Annotated in this window: 15 protein-coding genes; 9 read left to right on the top strand and 6 right to left on the bottom strand. The window is 61.0% G+C overall.

Features of this window, described 5'->3' with window-relative positions:
* Window positions 1-58 precede the first annotated feature (58 nt).
* Window positions 59-1,435 (bottom strand): signal recognition particle protein, encoded by a 1,377-nt coding sequence (gene ffh / locus BK670_RS18855; protein WP_008081630.1) that lies wholly within the window; start codon window positions 1,433-1,435, stop codon window positions 59-61.
* 210 nt (window positions 1,436-1,645) lie between these two features.
* On the opposite strand from ffh, the gene BK670_RS18850 reads away from it, so the two are divergent.
* From BK670_RS18850 to BK670_RS18840, 3 genes are all read left to right on the top strand, one after another.
* Window positions 1,646-2,458, top strand: a complete 813-nt coding sequence (locus tag BK670_RS18850) for a cytochrome C assembly family protein (protein WP_008081632.1) — start codon at window positions 1,646-1,648, stop codon at window positions 2,456-2,458.
* 12 nt (window positions 2,459-2,470) lie between these two features.
* On the top strand, window positions 2,471-3,703 hold the full coding sequence (locus BK670_RS18845; RefSeq protein ID WP_123451933.1) for a transporter associated domain-containing protein: 1,233 nt from the start codon (window positions 2,471-2,473) through the stop codon (window positions 3,701-3,703).
* Window positions 3,704-4,077: 374 nt separating this feature from the next.
* A complete protein-coding gene (locus BK670_RS18840) occupies window positions 4,078-5,394 on the top strand; it encodes an MFS transporter (RefSeq protein ID WP_123451931.1) in 1,317 nt (438 codons plus the stop codon).
* 88 nt (window positions 5,395-5,482) lie between these two features.
* On the opposite strand, the gene purT is transcribed toward BK670_RS18840, so the two are convergent.
* The 5 genes from purT to BK670_RS18815 all read right to left on the bottom strand — a co-directional run bounded on the left by purT (window position 5,483) and on the right by BK670_RS18815 (window position 8,786).
* Window positions 5,483-6,664 (bottom strand): formate-dependent phosphoribosylglycinamide formyltransferase, encoded by a 1,182-nt coding sequence (purT, locus tag BK670_RS18835; RefSeq protein WP_123451929.1) that lies wholly within the window; start codon window positions 6,662-6,664, stop codon window positions 5,483-5,485.
* A gap of 100 nt (window positions 6,665-6,764) precedes the next feature.
* A complete protein-coding gene (locus BK670_RS18830) occupies window positions 6,765-7,232 on the bottom strand; it encodes a VUT family protein (RefSeq protein ID WP_123451927.1) in 468 nt (155 codons plus the stop codon).
* Between the two features lie 155 nt (window positions 7,233-7,387).
* Window positions 7,388-7,603, bottom strand: coding sequence for a DUF1289 domain-containing protein (locus BK670_RS18825; RefSeq protein ID WP_123451925.1), 216 nt, complete (start codon window positions 7,601-7,603; stop codon window positions 7,388-7,390).
* Window positions 7,600-8,124, bottom strand: coding sequence for a gamma carbonic anhydrase family protein (locus BK670_RS18820; RefSeq protein ID WP_123451923.1), 525 nt, complete (start codon window positions 8,122-8,124; stop codon window positions 7,600-7,602). Before BK670_RS18820 ends, BK670_RS18825 begins: the two co-directional genes overlap by 4 nt.
* 62 nt (window positions 8,125-8,186) lie before the next feature.
* Complete coding sequence (locus tag BK670_RS18815) at window positions 8,187-8,786, bottom strand: CoA pyrophosphatase (RefSeq protein ID WP_123451921.1); 600 nt, start codon at window positions 8,784-8,786, stop codon at window positions 8,187-8,189.
* Between the two features lie 147 nt (window positions 8,787-8,933).
* On the opposite strand from BK670_RS18815, the gene BK670_RS18810 reads away from it, so the two are divergent.
* The 6 genes from BK670_RS18810 to ptsP all read left to right on the top strand — a co-directional run bounded on the left by BK670_RS18810 (window position 8,934) and on the right by ptsP (window position 15,931).
* Window positions 8,934-9,485 carry an NUDIX hydrolase gene (locus BK670_RS18810; protein WP_123451919.1) on the top strand — a complete coding sequence of 184 codons (552 nt, stop codon included), beginning with the start codon at window positions 8,934-8,936 and terminating at the stop codon, window positions 9,483-9,485.
* A gap of 113 nt (window positions 9,486-9,598) precedes the next feature.
* On the top strand, window positions 9,599-10,114 hold the full coding sequence (locus BK670_RS18805) for a L,D-transpeptidase family protein (protein WP_123451918.1): 516 nt from the start codon (window positions 9,599-9,601) through the stop codon (window positions 10,112-10,114).
* Window positions 10,115-10,397: 283 nt separating this feature from the next.
* Window positions 10,398-11,129, top strand: coding sequence for a GntR family transcriptional regulator (locus tag BK670_RS18800; RefSeq protein ID WP_093436861.1), 732 nt, complete (start codon window positions 10,398-10,400; stop codon window positions 11,127-11,129).
* 40 nt (window positions 11,130-11,169) lie between these two features.
* The gene (gene nagA, locus BK670_RS18795; protein ID WP_123451915.1) at window positions 11,170-12,276 is read left to right on the top strand and encodes an N-acetylglucosamine-6-phosphate deacetylase; all 1,107 of its coding nucleotides are present in this window, start codon (window positions 11,170-11,172) and stop codon (window positions 12,274-12,276) included.
* Window positions 12,257-13,279, top strand: a complete 1,023-nt coding sequence (locus tag BK670_RS18790; RefSeq protein WP_123451913.1) for an SIS domain-containing protein — start codon at window positions 12,257-12,259, stop codon at window positions 13,277-13,279. Before nagA ends, BK670_RS18790 begins: the two co-directional genes overlap by 20 nt.
* A 138-nt stretch (window positions 13,280-13,417) precedes the next feature.
* Window positions 13,418-15,931 carry a phosphoenolpyruvate--protein phosphotransferase gene (gene ptsP / locus BK670_RS18785; RefSeq protein ID WP_123451911.1) on the top strand — a complete coding sequence of 838 codons (2,514 nt, stop codon included), beginning with the start codon at window positions 13,418-13,420 and terminating at the stop codon, window positions 15,929-15,931.
* Window positions 15,932-15,934: the final 3 nt, after the last annotated feature.

Below are 15,934 nucleotides of genomic sequence, written 5' to 3'. Positions count from 1 at the left end.
GCTGTTGATCCTGCGTCCTTGCAGGGTCTGCGCCGGTGCGACGACCGGCGCGGATACTTTACATTTTCGGCATGCCGCCGCCGGGCAACATACCGCCCATGCCGCGCATCATTTTCGCCATTCCGCCTTTGGCGGTGAATTTCTTCATCATCTTCTGCATCTGCTTGTGCTGCTTGATCAAGCGGCCGATGTCCTGCACCTGAGTGCCGGAACCCATGGCGATGCGACGTTTGCGCGAACCGCTGATCAGCTCAGGGTCGCGGCGCTCGGCCGGGGTCATGGAGTTGATGATGGCTTCCATTTGCTTGAACTGCTTCTCTGCAGCGTTCTGGGCATTCCCCATTTGCGACAGGTTGACGCCGCCGATGCTCGGCAGTTTGTCCATGAGCCCGCCGAGGCCGCCCATGTTCTTCATCTGTTGCAGCTGATCACGGAAGTCTTCGAGATCGAAGCCCTTGCCCTTTTTCAGCTTCTTGGCCAGTTTGTCGGCCTTGTCCTTGTCGAGGGTCGCTTCAGCCTGTTCGATCAGACTGAGCACATCGCCCATGCCAAGGATGCGCGAAGCGATACGCTCAGGGTGGAACGGGTCGAGCGCTTCGCTCTTCTCGCCCATACCGATGAACTTGATCGGCTTGCCGGTGATGGCGCGTACCGACAGTGCAGCACCGCCACGGGCGTCGCCGTCGACCTTGGTCAGGATCACACCGGTCAGTGGCAGGGCATCACCGAAGGCCTTGGCCGTGTTGGCCGCATCCTGACCGGTCATGGCGTCGACCACGAACAGGGTTTCGACCGGGTTGATCGCAGCGTGCAATGCCTTGATCTCGCCCATCATCTCTTCGTCGATGTGCAGACGACCGGCGGTGTCGACGATGACCACGTCGATGAATTTCAGTTTTGCTTCTTTAATAGCTGCGGTGGCGATGTCGACCGGCTTCTGGCTCAGGTCGGACGGGAAGAACGTCACGCCGATGTCGTTGGCCAGGGTTTCCAGCTGCTTGATCGCCGCAGGACGGTAAACGTCCGCCGACACGACCATGACCGACTTCTTCTTGCGCTCTTTAAGGAAGCGCGCCAGTTTGCCAGCGGTGGTGGTTTTACCCGCACCTTGCAAACCGGCCATCAGAATGACGGCTGGCGGCACAGCGCTCAGGTTCAAATCTTCGTTGGCCGCGCCCATCAGGCTTTCGAGCTCGGCCTGGACAATCTTCACGAACGCCTGGCCTGGCGTCAGGCTGCGCGACACCTCGGTGCCGACAGCGCGCTCCTTGACCGAATTGACGAAGTCCTTGACCACCGGCAGGGCGACGTCGGCTTCGAGCAACGCCATGCGCACTTCACGCAGGGTGTCTTTGATATTGTCCTCGGTCAGCTTCGCCTTGCCGGTGACATGGCGCAGCGTCTGCGAGAGACGGTCGGTTAAGTTTTCAAACATTGCGCGATCCTTTCAGGCCCTGTGTAGACCGGGATAATGGCGGCCCAGACCGGAATCAACATGTGCTCGGCGAGCCTGCGGCGTGGGCAGGTCGCGGATTATAGCGAAGACTGCGGCCGGCGGACACCTCGCTGTCAGCTTCCTGAGTCTTTCGTGCCATGGCGGTTCTATGCCAAACTCAGCCCCTTTCGGGCCTGCCTAACAGGATTTATGCTCCCCTTGTCACCCAGTTTATTGACCACCCTCGCCGCCGCCCTTCTGTATGCCGCTGCGACCCTTTATCAGAGCACCCGCTTGGCTACCGGCGCCAAGGCAAACAAGCGCCTGCTGGTTGGCCTCGGCGTTTTCGCAGTGGTAGCTCACGCCGCCAGCCTGCTCACGCATCTGCTGACCCCGATCGGCCTGGGCCTGGATTTCTTCAGCGCCTCCAGCCTGATCGCGGCGGCAGTGATCGCGCTGACCCTGATTGCCTGCTCGCGAATCCCGGTGGAAAACCTGCTGGTGCTGCTATTCCCGCTGGGCGCCATCACGGTGCTGCTGGCGCAGTTCGCGCCGACCGGCACGGTGCAGATCATCGACGAAGAGCCGGGCATCCTCGCGCACATTCTGTTGTCGATCCTCGCCTACGGCATGTTCACCATCGCCGTGTTCCAGGCCTTGCTGCTGCTGGTGCAAGACCACCAGCTCAAGCACAAGCACCCGTCCGGGCTGATCAAAAACTTCCCGCCGCTGCAAACCATGGAAAGCCTGTTGTTCGGCTTCCTCTGGGCCGGCTGGACGCTGTTGTCGCTGTCGCTGATTTCCGGCTGGCTGTTCGTCGAGAACCTGTTCGCCCAGCATCTGGTGCACAAGACTCTGCTGGCGTGCCTGGCCTGGATCGTCTTCAGCGTGCTGTTGTGGGGCCGCAATCGCCTCGGCTGGCGCGGTCACAAGGCGATTCGCTGGACCCTCGCCGGTTTCTGCCTGCTGATGTTGGCGTACTTCGGCAGCAAACTGGTTCGTGAATACATCCTGCACATCTGACGGGCGGCATAAATGGACGGTTTGCCCCTGGGGCCGATGCTCGCGGTATTTGTCCTGCTGATTTTGTGGTCAGGACTGTTTACCGCCGTCGAAATAGCGCAGCAGCACTTGCTCGCGCAACGCACCGCCTCGCGCGCCAGCGATAAGCCGCTGGCGAAGCTGAGCTTCCCGCTCGACAGCCTGATCCTTTGCAACACCCTGTGCCGCGCGCTCGCGGTCGTCATCGCGACGTTGCTGGCGATTTTCCTCTGCGAAGAAAACGGCCCTTGGGCCGCGTGCCTCGGTGCCGGCGCGATCCTGCTGGTATTTGCCGATTACTTCCCGCGCACCGTCGCTCAGCGTTACCCCGATGCGGTGCTGGCGTTCGGCAATACCCTGCTGGCGGTGCCGCTGAAGATTGTTTATCCGCTGGCCTGGCTGTTCAGCCGCATCAGCGGTTTGCTGATGAGCCCGTTTGCGCGCAAGGTTCAGGTCGTGCAGCAAAGCGAAGATGACTCGCCTGCCGACCGGTATGACGATCAAGAGCATCCGGTCCGGGCGCACCCTGTTTCGGGTATTCATGCGCTGGACAACATCACGGTCAACGACATTCTGGTGCCGCGCAGTGACGTCGACGGCATCAACCTCGACGACTCGATCGAAGAAATCATCGAACAACTGCGGCATAACAAGCGCACACGCCTGCCGGTGTTCCATAGCGACATCAATCAGGTTGAAGCGGTGCTCAACACCCGGCAGATCCGTCACCTGCTGAACAACGGTGATCTGACCCGCGAAGCGTTACTGGCGGCCAGTTACGAGCCGTACTTCGTCCCGGAAAGCACACCGCTGCAACTGCAACTGCTGAATTTCCACAAGCAGCAGCGGCGCCTGGGCATGGTCGTGGATGAGTACGGCGAAGTGCTCGGCATCGTGACGCTGGAAGACATTCTCGAAGAAATCGTCGGCGAGTTTGAGAGCGAGCACAGCCTGGATAATCCGCATATTCATCCGCAAGCGGATGGGCGGATGGTGATCGATGGCACGGCGTCGATCCGTGAGCTGAACAAATGCCTGGGCTGGCATTTGCCGAGCGATGGGCCGAAAACGCTGAATGGTCTGGTGACTGAGGCGCTGGAGACGATTCCCGAGAGTGCGGTTTGCTTGAAGATTGGCCGCTATCGCCTGGAAATTCTCGAGACCGAGGAGAACCGGGTGAGCAAGGTGTTGATCTGGCATACGAGCCTGGTGCCGGCCAAGGTTTAAAGCTTTTGTGGCGAGGGAGCCTGCTCCCGCTGGGTTGCGCAGCAGCCCTCGCTATTGATTGACCTGCCCACTTATGCGGCCGCTTCGCGCCCGAGCGGGAGCAAGCTCCCTCGCCACAGAATCACCAGACTTCAGATTAAGCTGATTTTTTATCCCTCTTGTTTGATCGTTAGCCCGCTTCCTATAATCAAGCCGCTTACCCAAGCTCCCGCCAAACCGCGTGCTTACCCCGCACTAGACCGGTTTCGGCCATTTTCGCTGTACTCCGGCGACTGTTCCTACCTGAAACAGCGACCGCGCCTCATCCCACATCCCTGGGTGCTCGACCATAATAATTCGCTCCAATGGAGCTCATGACTGTCAGGGATCACCGCATGACGACCAGTACCGCTTACAGCGCCACCGCGCCTGCCCAGCCGACCAACTCCGCCACCCGCGTGGCCACGGCGAGTTTTATCGGCACCGCGATCGAGTTCTACGATTTCTATGTCTACGCCACGGCCGCTGCACTGGTGATCGGGCCGGTGTTCTTTCCGCAGACCTCCGGCACCGCGCAGATGCTTTCGGCGTTTCTTACTTTTGGTATCGCCTTTCTGGCCCGGCCGCTGGGTTCGGCGTTGTTCGGCCACTTCGGCGACCGCATCGGGCGCAAATCGACGCTGGTCGCCTCCTTGCTGTTGATGGGTGTGTGCACGACGCTGATCGGCGTGCTGCCGGGCTACGACAGTATCGGCGCCTGGGCGCCGATTCTGCTGTGTGTGCTGCGTTTCGGTCAGGGCCTGGGACTGGGCGGCGAATGGGGCGGTGCGGCGTTGCTCGCCACGGAAAACGCGCCGAAAGGCAAACGTGCGTGGTTCGGCATGTTCCCGCAGCTCGGCCCTTCGATTGGTTTTCTGGCAGCGAACGGTTTGTTCCTGACCCTGGCCATGACGCTCACCGACGAGCAGTTCCGCAGCTGGGGCTGGCGGATTCCGTTTCTGCTCAGCGCGGCGCTGGTGATGGTCGGCCTGTATGTGCGCCTGAAACTCCATGAAACCCCGGTATTCGCCAACGCCATCGCCCGTCAGGAACGGGTGAAAGTGCCGCTGGTCGAGCTGTTCAGTCAGTACTGGGCGCCGACGCTGTTGGGCGCGGCGGCGATGGTGGTCTGTTATGCGCTGTTCTATATCTCGACGGTGTTTTCCCTGAGTTACGGGGTTTCCACACTTGGCTATAGCCGCGAAACGTTTCTAGGGCTGCTGTGCTTTGCCGTGCTGTTCATGGCCGCTGCGACGCCTTTGTCAGCCTGGGCCAGTGACCGTTACGGGCGCAAACCGGTGCTGATCATGGGTGGCGTGCTGGCAATTTTGTCTGGATTTCTGATGGAGCCGTTGCTGACTCAAGGCTCGACCTGGGGCGTAGCGCTGTTTCTATGCATTGAGCTGTTCTTGATGGGCGTGACGTTTGCACCGATGGGCGCGCTGTTGCCTGAGCTGTTTCCGACCCACGTGCGTTATACCGGCGCTTCGGCGGCGTATAACCTGGGCGGGATCGTCGGAGCCTCGGCGGCGCCGTTCTTTGCACAGAAACTGGTGGCGATGGGTGGTTTGGGTTATGTCGGCGGGTATGTGTCGGCGGCAGCGGTGCTGAGTTTGATTGCAGTGCTGTGCCTGAAGGAAACGCGGGATAACGATCTGAATCGGGTTGCCTGATAGATCGCTATCGTGAGCAGGCTCACTCCTACAGGGGAACGCATTCCAATTGTAGGAGTGAGCCTGCTCGCGATGGACGCGACTCGGTTTAGAGCTCGACCACAACAGCCTGAGCCGAACGGGTCGCCTTGGCACGAGCAGCCTCGATCGACTCATCCCGCGCCAGCGCCACGCCCATGCGGCGCTGGCCATTCACTTCTGGCTTACCGAACAGACGCAAAGCGGTATCCGGCTCGCTCAACGCAGCGCCGAGATTGGCGAATGCGGTCTGAGTCGACTGCCCTTCCACCAGAATCACTGCCGAAGCCGAAGGCCCGAACTGGCGAATCAGCGGCACTGGCAGACCCAGAATCGCCCGAGCGTGCAAGGCGAACTGCGACAGATCCTGGGAAATCAGCGTCACCAGACCGGTGTCATGCGGACGCGGCGAGACTTCGCTGAACCACACCTGATCGCCCTTGATGAACAGCTCAACGCCGAACAGACCACGGCCACCCAGCGCTTCGGTTACTGCTTTGGCAACACGCTCGGATTCAGCCAGGGCAATCGGGCTCATCGCCTGCGGCTGCCAGGATTCCTGGTAGTCGCCCTTTTCCTGACGGTGTCCGACCGGCGCGCAGAACGTGGTGCCGCCGATGTGGCGCACGGTCAGCAGGGTGATTTCGTAGTCGAAATCGATGAAGCCTTCGATGATCACCCGGCCTTTACCGGCACGACCGCCCTCTTGCGCGTAATCCCAGGCTTTCTGCACGTCATCGGCGCTGCGCAGCAGGCTCTGGCCTTTGCCCGACGAACTCATGACGGGTTTAACGACGCATGGGAAGCCGAGGTCCTGAACAGCTTTGCTGTAGTCCTCGAAGGTGTCGGCAAAGTGGTACGGCGAGGTCGGCAGGTCCAGTTCTTCAGCGGCCAGACGACGGATGCCTTCGCGGTTCATGGTCAGTTGCGCAGCGCGCGCGGTCGGGATCACAGTGAAGCCTTCGGCTTCCAATTCGACCAGGGTAGCGGTGGCGATGGCTTCGATTTCCGGCACGATGAAGTGCGGCTTCTCGGCTTCGATCACCGCGCGCAGGGCGGCGCCATCGAGCATGTTGATCACGTGGCTGCGATGGGCAACCTGCATGGCCGGCGCGTTGGCGTAACGGTCGACGGCAATCACTTCAACGCCCAGGCGTTGCAGCTCGATCACCACTTCCTTGCCCAACTCACCACAGCCACACAGCAATACGCGGGTCGCGGTCGGCGACAATGGAGTTCCGATACGGGTCATCTCAGGTCCTCAAAGAAGCGGATCATCGAGGAAAGCAACGCCAGACGCGCTTTCCATGGGGAGAAAGCGCGGCATTTTACATGAACCTGAGGCTTTGGCTTCAGCTGGCGACGGCCTGTTTGCGCTCACGCCAGGCCATGATCAGCCAGACGGCAGTGACGCCGGCAAACTTCGAGGCCAGCGCGGTGATGATCACCGGCGGCGTCAACAGGTCGATCATGCCGAAGAAGATGAAGGTATCGAGGGGAATGCTCAGCGCCGAACTGATCCACAAGCGGTCGCGCAACGGTCGTTTGGTGATGCTGAACACCAGCCAGTCGATGATCTCGGACACCGCGAACGCCGTGGCACTGGCCAACGCGATCGACGGATCGGAGGTGACATAAGACAGCACCAGCGCCGCCAGCATCGCCACGAGCGCGCCGTGGCCGAAGCGGGTTTGCACCATGTCGCGCAACACGAACACCAAGCCGCCCCAGGCCGACCAGATGATGTCCAGGTGTGGCGCGGTGGAAAAGGCGAAGTTGATCAGCACGACGCTGCTGATGTAGGCGATGAGGAAAATCATGGGGGGGGACCTGTCAATTTGGCGCACAGATTACTTCAGGGCTGGTGTTGCGCCAATAGAGTGGGCGTCTTTGCCGGCCCCTTCGCGAGCAGGCTCGCGCCCACAGAGGAATGCATTTCAAAGGTGGGAGCGAGCCTGCTCGCGAAAGCGGCGCTTCAGGCGCCTGATTTCCCGGGGATCATCCATACCAAGCCACTCGCCTTCGCCCGCTCATGACACAAACCCAGCACCACGCGGCGCTCGTCATTGGTCATCCGGCCCCAGCGGGTGATCTCCGCGACCGTACGCTGGCAGCCCGTACAAATGTCATCCTCATCCAGCGCACAAATATTCACGCACGGCGAGGCAACGGGTCTTTCGGGTGTGTTCATTCTTCCTGCTCAACCAGATCGCGGGCATAACGCTGGGCGTTATGCACATAGTGGGCGGCACTGGCTTCAAGCATCTTCTTCTGCGCCTCGGTCAACTCGCGCACGACTTTGCCAGGCGAGCCCATCACCAGCGAACCGTCGGGAATTTCCTTGCCTTCGCCAATCAGCGAGTTGGCGCCAATGATGCAGTTCTTGCCGATCTTCGCGCCGTTGAGAATCACCGCGTTGATGCCGATCAGGCTGTAGTCGCCGACCGTGCAGCCGTGGAGCATGGCGTTGTGGCCGATGGTCACGCCGGTACCGATGGTCAGCGGAAAACCCATGTCGGTGTGCATCACCGTGCCGTCCTGGACGTTGCTGTTCTTGCCGATCAGGATCAGTTCGTTGTCGCCACGCAGCACGGCGTTGAACCAGACGTTGGCGCCCTCTTCCAGTTTGACCTTGCCCACCAGCACGGCATTGGGCGCGACCCAGCTCTGCGGGTGGGTTTCGACACGGGCGTCGCCCAGGCGGTATTTCATCTTGTTTTCCTCAGGGCTCACGGTGAATGGCCATTCTGCCGCTGGCTCAGGTATTGATGCTTTCAAGTATTGAGAAAGGTTTTCGGCGGTTGGTGCAGGCTGATCTTGGCGTCATAGAGCAGATTGATCAACTCGACGATCATGATTGCTGTCAGCCCCCAGATCTTGAACTCGCCAAATCGATAACTCGGCACGTACCAACTGCGGCCCTGATAGTCGATGCGGTGCGTGTGTTCACGAGGGTCTTTGCGGAAGAACTCCAGCGGTACAGTGAACACCGCGGCAATCTCGGCATCGTTGGCCAGATACTCGACAAAGTCGGGGATGACGCCGACATATGGCGTGACCTTAATGCCGTGCAGGGAGATCAGCGGACTGAGCGGGCCGATGATTTCGACCAGTCCCGGCGGCAGGCCGATCTCTTCTTCGGCTTCGCGCAGCGCGGTGAAGATCAGGTCCGGGTCTTCCGGGTCGCGACGGCCACCGGGGAAAGCGACTTCGCCGCCGTGGGTCGAGAGCCCGCTGGCGCGCAGAGTCAGTACCAGTTCCGGTTCGTCACTGCGGGTGATCGGCACCAGAACGGCGGCCTCGGGGAAACGTGTATCGGTCTCCAGCGTGCGCGGTGTGTGGTTGCTAACCCTATGCAGTAGCTCGTCCAGCATGAGTGTTCTCGATCTGTGCCTTACTCTGCATCATGCACCAATCGTTGCGAGCGCCCAAGCCCCCGAAACCCGTCGTGTCGCGAAACGACAACTTGCCGACCGACACCGCTGCACGCCAAGATAGGCGCAGCATTCAGGAAGCCCAGCATGAAATTTTGCAGCCACTGCGGTAACCCGGTCACCCAGCGCATTCCCGAAGGCGATTCGCGGCTGCGATTTGTCTGTGAAAGCTGTCAGACCATTCACTATCAGAACCCCAATATTGTCGCCGGCTGCGTGCCGACCTGGGGCACCAAAGTGTTGCTCTGCCGCCGCGCCATTGAGCCACGCCTCGGCTACTGGACCTTGCCCGCCGGCTTCATGGAGAACGGCGAGACCATCGAGCAAGCCGCCATCCGCGAAACCGCCGAAGAAGCCTGCGCCCGGGTGCGCAACCTGAGCATCTATACGCTGATCGACGTGCCACACATCAGTCAGGTGCACGTGTTCTTCCGCGCCGAACTGGTCGACCTGGACTTTGCCGCCGGCCCCGAAAGTCTTGAAGTGCAACTATTCGACGAAGCCGACATTCCCTGGGACGAGCTGGCTTTCCGCACGGTGGGGCGTACCTTAGAATGCTTCTTCGCTGATCGACGTATCGAGGCGTATCCGGTTCGGTCGGAATCGATTCCGCCGTTGGCGCAGCCGGTCATTATTTAATCAAGACATTGGCGTGATGGCCGACAAAAAGATCGCAGCCTTCGGCAGCTCCTACATGTACACATACATATAAAATGTTGGTTATTTGCGTCACTTCCTGGGGAATCGTTTCAATGCGCTGGTTGCTTGCCCTGTTTTGCCTGTCGTTCGTTACCGTCTCCCAAGCGTCATTCGTGACCACCGTGACGCCGTCGAATACCCCGCTCATCGAGAAAGTCCTGGTGCTCAAAGCGGCTCATCAACTACAGTTGATCGCCGACGGCAAGCCGTTTAAGACCTATCGCATTTCCTTGGGCAAAGGCGCGAAGAAAGGCCCGAAACTGATAGAGGGCGACAAGCGCACGCCGGAAGGCTTCTATTGGATCGACTGGCGCAAGACCAGCGACAAATTCAATCTGTCGATGCACATTTCCTACCCGAATATCAGCGATTCGGCCCGCGCCCGCCGTGAAGGCGTCGAGCCCGGCGGGATGATCATGATCCACGGCACGCCGGATTCGGAAGAAACCCCGGAAGACCTGTTCCATACCCTGGACTGGACTGACGGCTGCGTCGCCATGCGTAACGTCGACATGCGCGAAGTGTGGAACCTGGTGCCGGACGGCACGATGGTCGAGATCCGCCCTTAGTCCCTGACCACTGGTCACCTGCAAAAAAATAAATCAAAAGATCGCAGCCTGCGGCAGCGCCTACAGAGGTGATACCACTCTCAACTGTAGGCGCTGCCGCAGGCTGCGATCTTTTGCTTTTTACAGGCCAACACTAATACCACTTGAAACCCACCCCGTCATAACCCGCCATTTCACTGGACTTACAGCCATTTCACTGCGTTGACATGGTATTCAAGTGGTATTAATTTCCGCCCCACAAGCGAGCCACAACAATCCTATACTCGCGACGGAAATGCCCTACATGAACGACCTCCATACCCTACGCCCGGACGACTCCCAGCCGACGCCGCTGTACTTGCAGCTGGCGCGCAATCTGGAAGCCGCGATTCATGCCGGGCAGTGGAAGTCCGAGCAGGCAATGCCCTCGGAACGCAACCTCAGCGAGCAACTGGGCATCTCCCGGGTGACTGCGCGCAAGGCACTGGAAGTCCTGCTCGATCAAGGCCTGATCCGTCGCTTGCAAGGTTCCGGCACTTTCATCACCCCACGCCTCGAACAACCGCTGTCACGCCTTTCGGGTTTCAGCGAGATGCTGCGCCTCAAGGGCTTCGTGCCCAGCTCGCAATGGCTGGAGCGCGAAATAACCCTGCCGACCCACGAAGAACTGATCCGCCTGAGCCTGTCGCCGAACGACAAGGTCGCGCGCATGAAGCGTCTGCGCAAAGCCGATGACACGGTCATGGCCATCGAAATGAGCACCCTGCCCGCCTCGATCATGCCCAAGCCGCAACTGGTCGGCGATTCGCTCTACGAATACCTCGACGGCATCGGCAAACCGATTGTCCGCGCCCTGCAGCACATCCAGGCGATCAACGCCTCAGACGAATTCGCCGCGCTGGTCGGCATCGCCCCCGGCACCGCGATGCTGCTGATGACCCGGGTCGGCTACCTCGAAGACAACACGCCGATCGAAGTCACCGACACCTATTGCCGCAACGACTACTACGACTTTGTTGCAGAGCTTCGTAGATAAAGAGCTGCGTCGATAAGCGCAGTCACAAGCGAGAACCAAAATGTCCGAAGACAACATCCTTACCGCCAGCGGCTGGATTCGCGGCCGGCTGATCCACGAACACGGCAAAGTCGTGTCGATCGAAGGCGTACCCTGCGATCCGGCCGACAATGACCTGCCGTATCTGCTGCCGGGCTTCATCGATCTGCACGTCCACGGCGGCGGTGGCAAAGACATCATGGAAGGCGCCAGTGCCTTCGAGACCATCACCAAAACCCACGTGCGTTTCGGCACCACCTCGCTGCTGGCCACCACCATGACCGCGCCGAGCGCCGAGATCTCCAGCGTGCTGAAGGAAGTCGGAGAGTTCTGCGAACAGCGTCCGAAAGGTGCCGCGCGGGTCCTCGGCGTACACCTCGAAGGCCCGTACATCAATCCGGGAAAACTCGGCGCGCAACCGAACTTCGCCCACACCGCATTGATGGCCGAAGTCGAAGAATATCTGGCACTGGCGCCGATCCGGGTGATCACCATTGCCCCGGAAATCGCCGGCCACAACGGTTTGATCCGTGAGCTGAGCAGCCGTGGCATCCGCATGCAGATCGGCCACACCCTCGGCAGTTACGAGGAAGGCGTTGCCGCCCTCGATGCCGGCGCGACCAGTTTCACCCATCTCTATAACGCCATGAGCCCGCTGCATCACCGCGAGCCGGGCATCGTCGGCGCCGCACTGGCCCACGCCAAATTTGCCGAGCTGATCCCGGATTTGCTGCACGTGCATCCCGGCGCGATCCGCGTGGCCCTGCGTTCGATCCCGTGCCTGTATTGCGTCACCGACTCCACCGCCGCCGCCGGCATGCCCGACGGTGAATACAAGCTCGGCAGCCACACCGTGACCAAATGCCTGGGCGGCGTGCGCCTGCCCGACGGCACGTTGGCCGGCAGCACGCTGACCATGGATCAGGCCCTGCGCAACCTGGTGAAGATCGGCTTGCCGATCAGCGAGGCCTCGCAACGTCTTTCGCAATTCCCCGCCGACTATCTCGGCATTACTGAACGCGGGCGCCTTGCACCCGGGGCCTGGGCCGACTGCGTGCGGCTGGATCGCTCACTCACACTGACCGCCGTCATGGTCGAAGGAGAAGACATTGACTTCAAAAATGCTTGAGGAGGCGCTGTCCTCGTTCGAGGCCGTGCAAGCCCAACTGCAACAACTCGACCCGGCAATGATCGAGATCGCCGGGCGCCTGCGCCGTCAGCCACCGCAAGTGGCGATGACCGTTGCCCGCGGCAGTTCCGACCACGCGGCGAGCTACTTCGCCTACCTGACCATGCAGCAACTGGGCGTACCCGTGGCGTCGTTGCCGATGTCGGTGGTGACCATGCAGCAAGCGCCGTTGAAGGTCAGCGGTCAGGTCGCGTTCGCGTTTTCGCAATCGGGGCAGAGCCCGGACCTGGTCAACAGCCTGCGCCTGTTGCGCAAGCGAGGCGCGCTCAGTGTGACGATGGTCAACGCCGCCGATTCGCCATTGGAAGCCGCGTGTGAGTTCAGCGTGCCACTGCTCGCCGGGACGGAAAGCAGCGTCGCCGCGACCAAGAGTTTTATCGCCACCCTCAGCGCCAGCGCCCGGTTGATTGCGCACTGGAAAGAGGACAGCGAACTGCTCGAAGCCGGCAACGCCCTGCCCGAAGGCCTGCGCGAAGCAGCGAAACAGGACTGGAGCGTGGCCATCGAAGCGCTGCGCGATTGCGAGCGTTTGATGGTCATCGGCCGTGGTGCCGGTTTTGCCATTGCTCAAGAGGCGGCGCTGAAATTCAAGGAAACCTCGGCGATTCAGGCCGAAGCGTTCAGCAGCGCCGAAGTCCGTCACGGCCCGATGGCACTGATCGATGAACATTATCCGTTGCTGGTCTTCGCACCACGCGGCGCCGAGCAGGCCGGCCTGTTGAGTCTCGCGGCGGAAATGCGCCAACGCGGTGCTCGCGTATTGCTCGCTGCGCCGGACGATGTCAGCGAGCGCGACCTGACCCTGACCCGCGCCGAGCACCCGGCCCTTGATCCGATTCTGGCGATCCAGAGCTTCTACGTGATGGCCGCAGGTCTGGCCGTGGCCCGTGGCATGGACCCGGATCAGCCACGCCATCTGAGCAAAGTGACCCGCACGCATTAATTGAAGAAAACCTGTAGGAGCTGCCGAAGGCTGCGATCTTTTGATTTTGATTCACAGAAAAACAAGATCAAAAGATCGCAGCCTGCGGCAGCTCCTACAGGGGACATCGAACCGAGATCTAACCGATGAGACCGAGCCATGCACAACAACAATAAAGAGCTGACCCTCAGCGCCCCGCTCAGCGGCCCGGTGCTCACGCTCGCCAAAGTCCCGGACGCGGTGTTCGCCAGCGGCGCGATGGGCGACGGTATTGCCATCGACCCAATCAACGACACACTGTATTCGCCGTGCGCCGGGGTGATCATTCACGTCGCCCGCACCGGCCACGCGCTCACCGTACGCGCTGAAAACGGCGCAGAAATCCTTTTGCACCTGGGCCTCGACACCGTTGAGTTGAACGGCGAAGGCTTCTCGATGCTGGTCAAAGAAGGTGGCCGCGTGACCAAGGGCCAGCCGTTGTTGCGCTACGACCTGGACAAGGTCGGCCAGCAATGCAAAAGCCTTGTCAGCCTGTTGATCCTGACTAACAGCCAGGATTTTCAGGTGCGGCCGATCACGTTGAAAGCCGTGAAAGTCGGCGAACCGCTGCTGCATATTGTTGCGCGCAACGGTGCGGCGGCGAGCGCAGCAGTCGTAGACGGGCCTGAGGTTCATGGCCATGTCCTGGTGGCCCATCGCGGCGGTTTGCATGCACGCCCTGCCGCGCTGATTCGGCAGACTGCGCAAGGTTTCAAAAGCCACTCACAACTGCACTTCGCCGGTAAATCGGCGCCGTGCAACAGCCTGATCGGTTTGATGGGCCTGGCGGTTGGCGAACAGGACGAAGTGCAGGTCAGTTGTCAGGGACCGGATGCCGAAGCGGCGTTGCAAGCGTTGCTCAGCGCGTTGGCCACGGCGCTGCCGGATGATCATCACGCGGCGGCGCCGGTCAGTGTTGCCACTCTTAAGCGTCCGCCCGAGGCTGGCGTGTTGCACGGTGTATGTGCTGCGCCGGGACTGGTTGGCGGGCCGTTGTTTCGCCTGAACGCGATCAGTTTGCCGGCGGATGCGGGCAATCATGATCCGCTGCAGCAACAGCAGGTGCTCGACGCGGCGCTGAATCAGGTGCGCAGCGAAATCAACGGCACCCTCGCGCAAGCGAAAAAACACAAGAATGTCGACGAAGAAGCGATCTTCGCCGCACATCTGGCTCTGCTCGAAGACCCGGCGCTGCTTGATGCCGCACAACAGTCCATCGAACAAGGCACTGCAGCCACTCACGCCTGGAGTCAGTCGATCGACGTGCAGTGCGAAGTACTGCAACACACCGGCAGCGCACTGCTGGCCGAACGCGCCAACGATCTGCGCGACCTCAAACAACGGGTGTTGCGGGCATTGCTAGGCGAAGCCTGGCATTACGACGTGCCGGCCGGTGCCATCGTCGCAGCTCACGAACTGACACCTTCGGATCTGCTGCAACTTAGCGCCCAAGGTGTTGCCGGGTTATGCATGGCCGAGGGTGGCGCGACTTCCCACGTGGCGATTCTCGCGCGCGGCAAAGGTCTGCCGTGTCTGGTGGCTTTGGGCTCGGCATTGCTTGATCAACCGCCAGGCCAATCAGTGGTGCTCGATGCCGACGGTGGACGCCTCGAACTGGCGCCAAATGCCGAACGTCTGGCTGAGGTTCAGCAAGCGCAGATCGACCGCCGACAACGCCGCGACGCCCAACAAGCCAAGGCTCACTTGCCAGCAGAAACCCGCAACGGCGTGACCATCGAAGTCGTCGCCAATGTCGCCTCCAGCGGTGAAGCGGCAGATGCCTTTGCCAATGGCGCCGACGGCGTCGGCCTGCTGCGCACTGAGTTTTTATTCGTCGATCGCCAGACCGCGCCGGATGTCGAAGAACAGCGTGCAGCCTATCAAGGCGTGCTGGATGCGATGGGCGAGCACTCGGTGATCATCCGCACCATTGACGTCGGCGGCGACAAGCAACTCGACTACCTGCCGCTGCCGGTCGAAGCCAATCCGGTGCTCGGTCTGCGTGGCATTCGTCTGGCTCAGGCCCGCCCGGAAATCCTCGACCAGCAACTGCGCGCGCTGCTGCAAGTCAGCCCGCTGCGCCGCTGCCGGATCCTGTTGCCGATGGTCACCGAAGTGGATGAGTTGCTGCACATCCGCCAACGCGTCGATGCGTTGTGCCTGGAGCTGAACATCACCCAACGCCCGGAAATCGGCGTGATGATCGAAGTCCCCGCCGCCGCGCTGCAAGCCGAACAACTCGCCGAACATGCCGACTTCCTCTCGATCGGCACTAACGATCTATCGCAGTACACCCTGGCCATGGACCGCGATCACGCAGGTCTTGCCGCCCGCGTCGATGCCTTGCACCCCGCGCTGCTACGGCTGATCGCCATGACCTGCGAAGGCGCGGCGGTGCACAAACGTTGGGTCGGTGTCTGCGGCGCCCTCGCCTCCGATCCGCTGGCCACGCCCGTGTTGATCGGCCTGGGGGTGAGCGAACTGTCGGTCAGCCCGGTGCAGATCGGTGAAATCAAGGACCGCGTGCGCCAGTTGCACGAAGCCGAATGCCAACGCCTCGCTCGTGACTTGCTCAAGCTGAGCAGCGCCGCCGCGGTGCGTCACGCCTGTCATCAACATTGGCCTCTGCGCTAACAA

Origin of the sequence: Pseudomonas fluorescens (genome assembly GCF_003732425.1) — a bacterium.
Classification (GTDB): domain Bacteria; phylum Pseudomonadota; class Gammaproteobacteria; order Pseudomonadales; family Pseudomonadaceae; genus Aquipseudomonas; species Aquipseudomonas fluorescens_BE.
The sequence above is the reverse complement of the archived record's forward strand: the minus strand, read 5'-3'. Positions and strand labels throughout refer to the sequence as shown.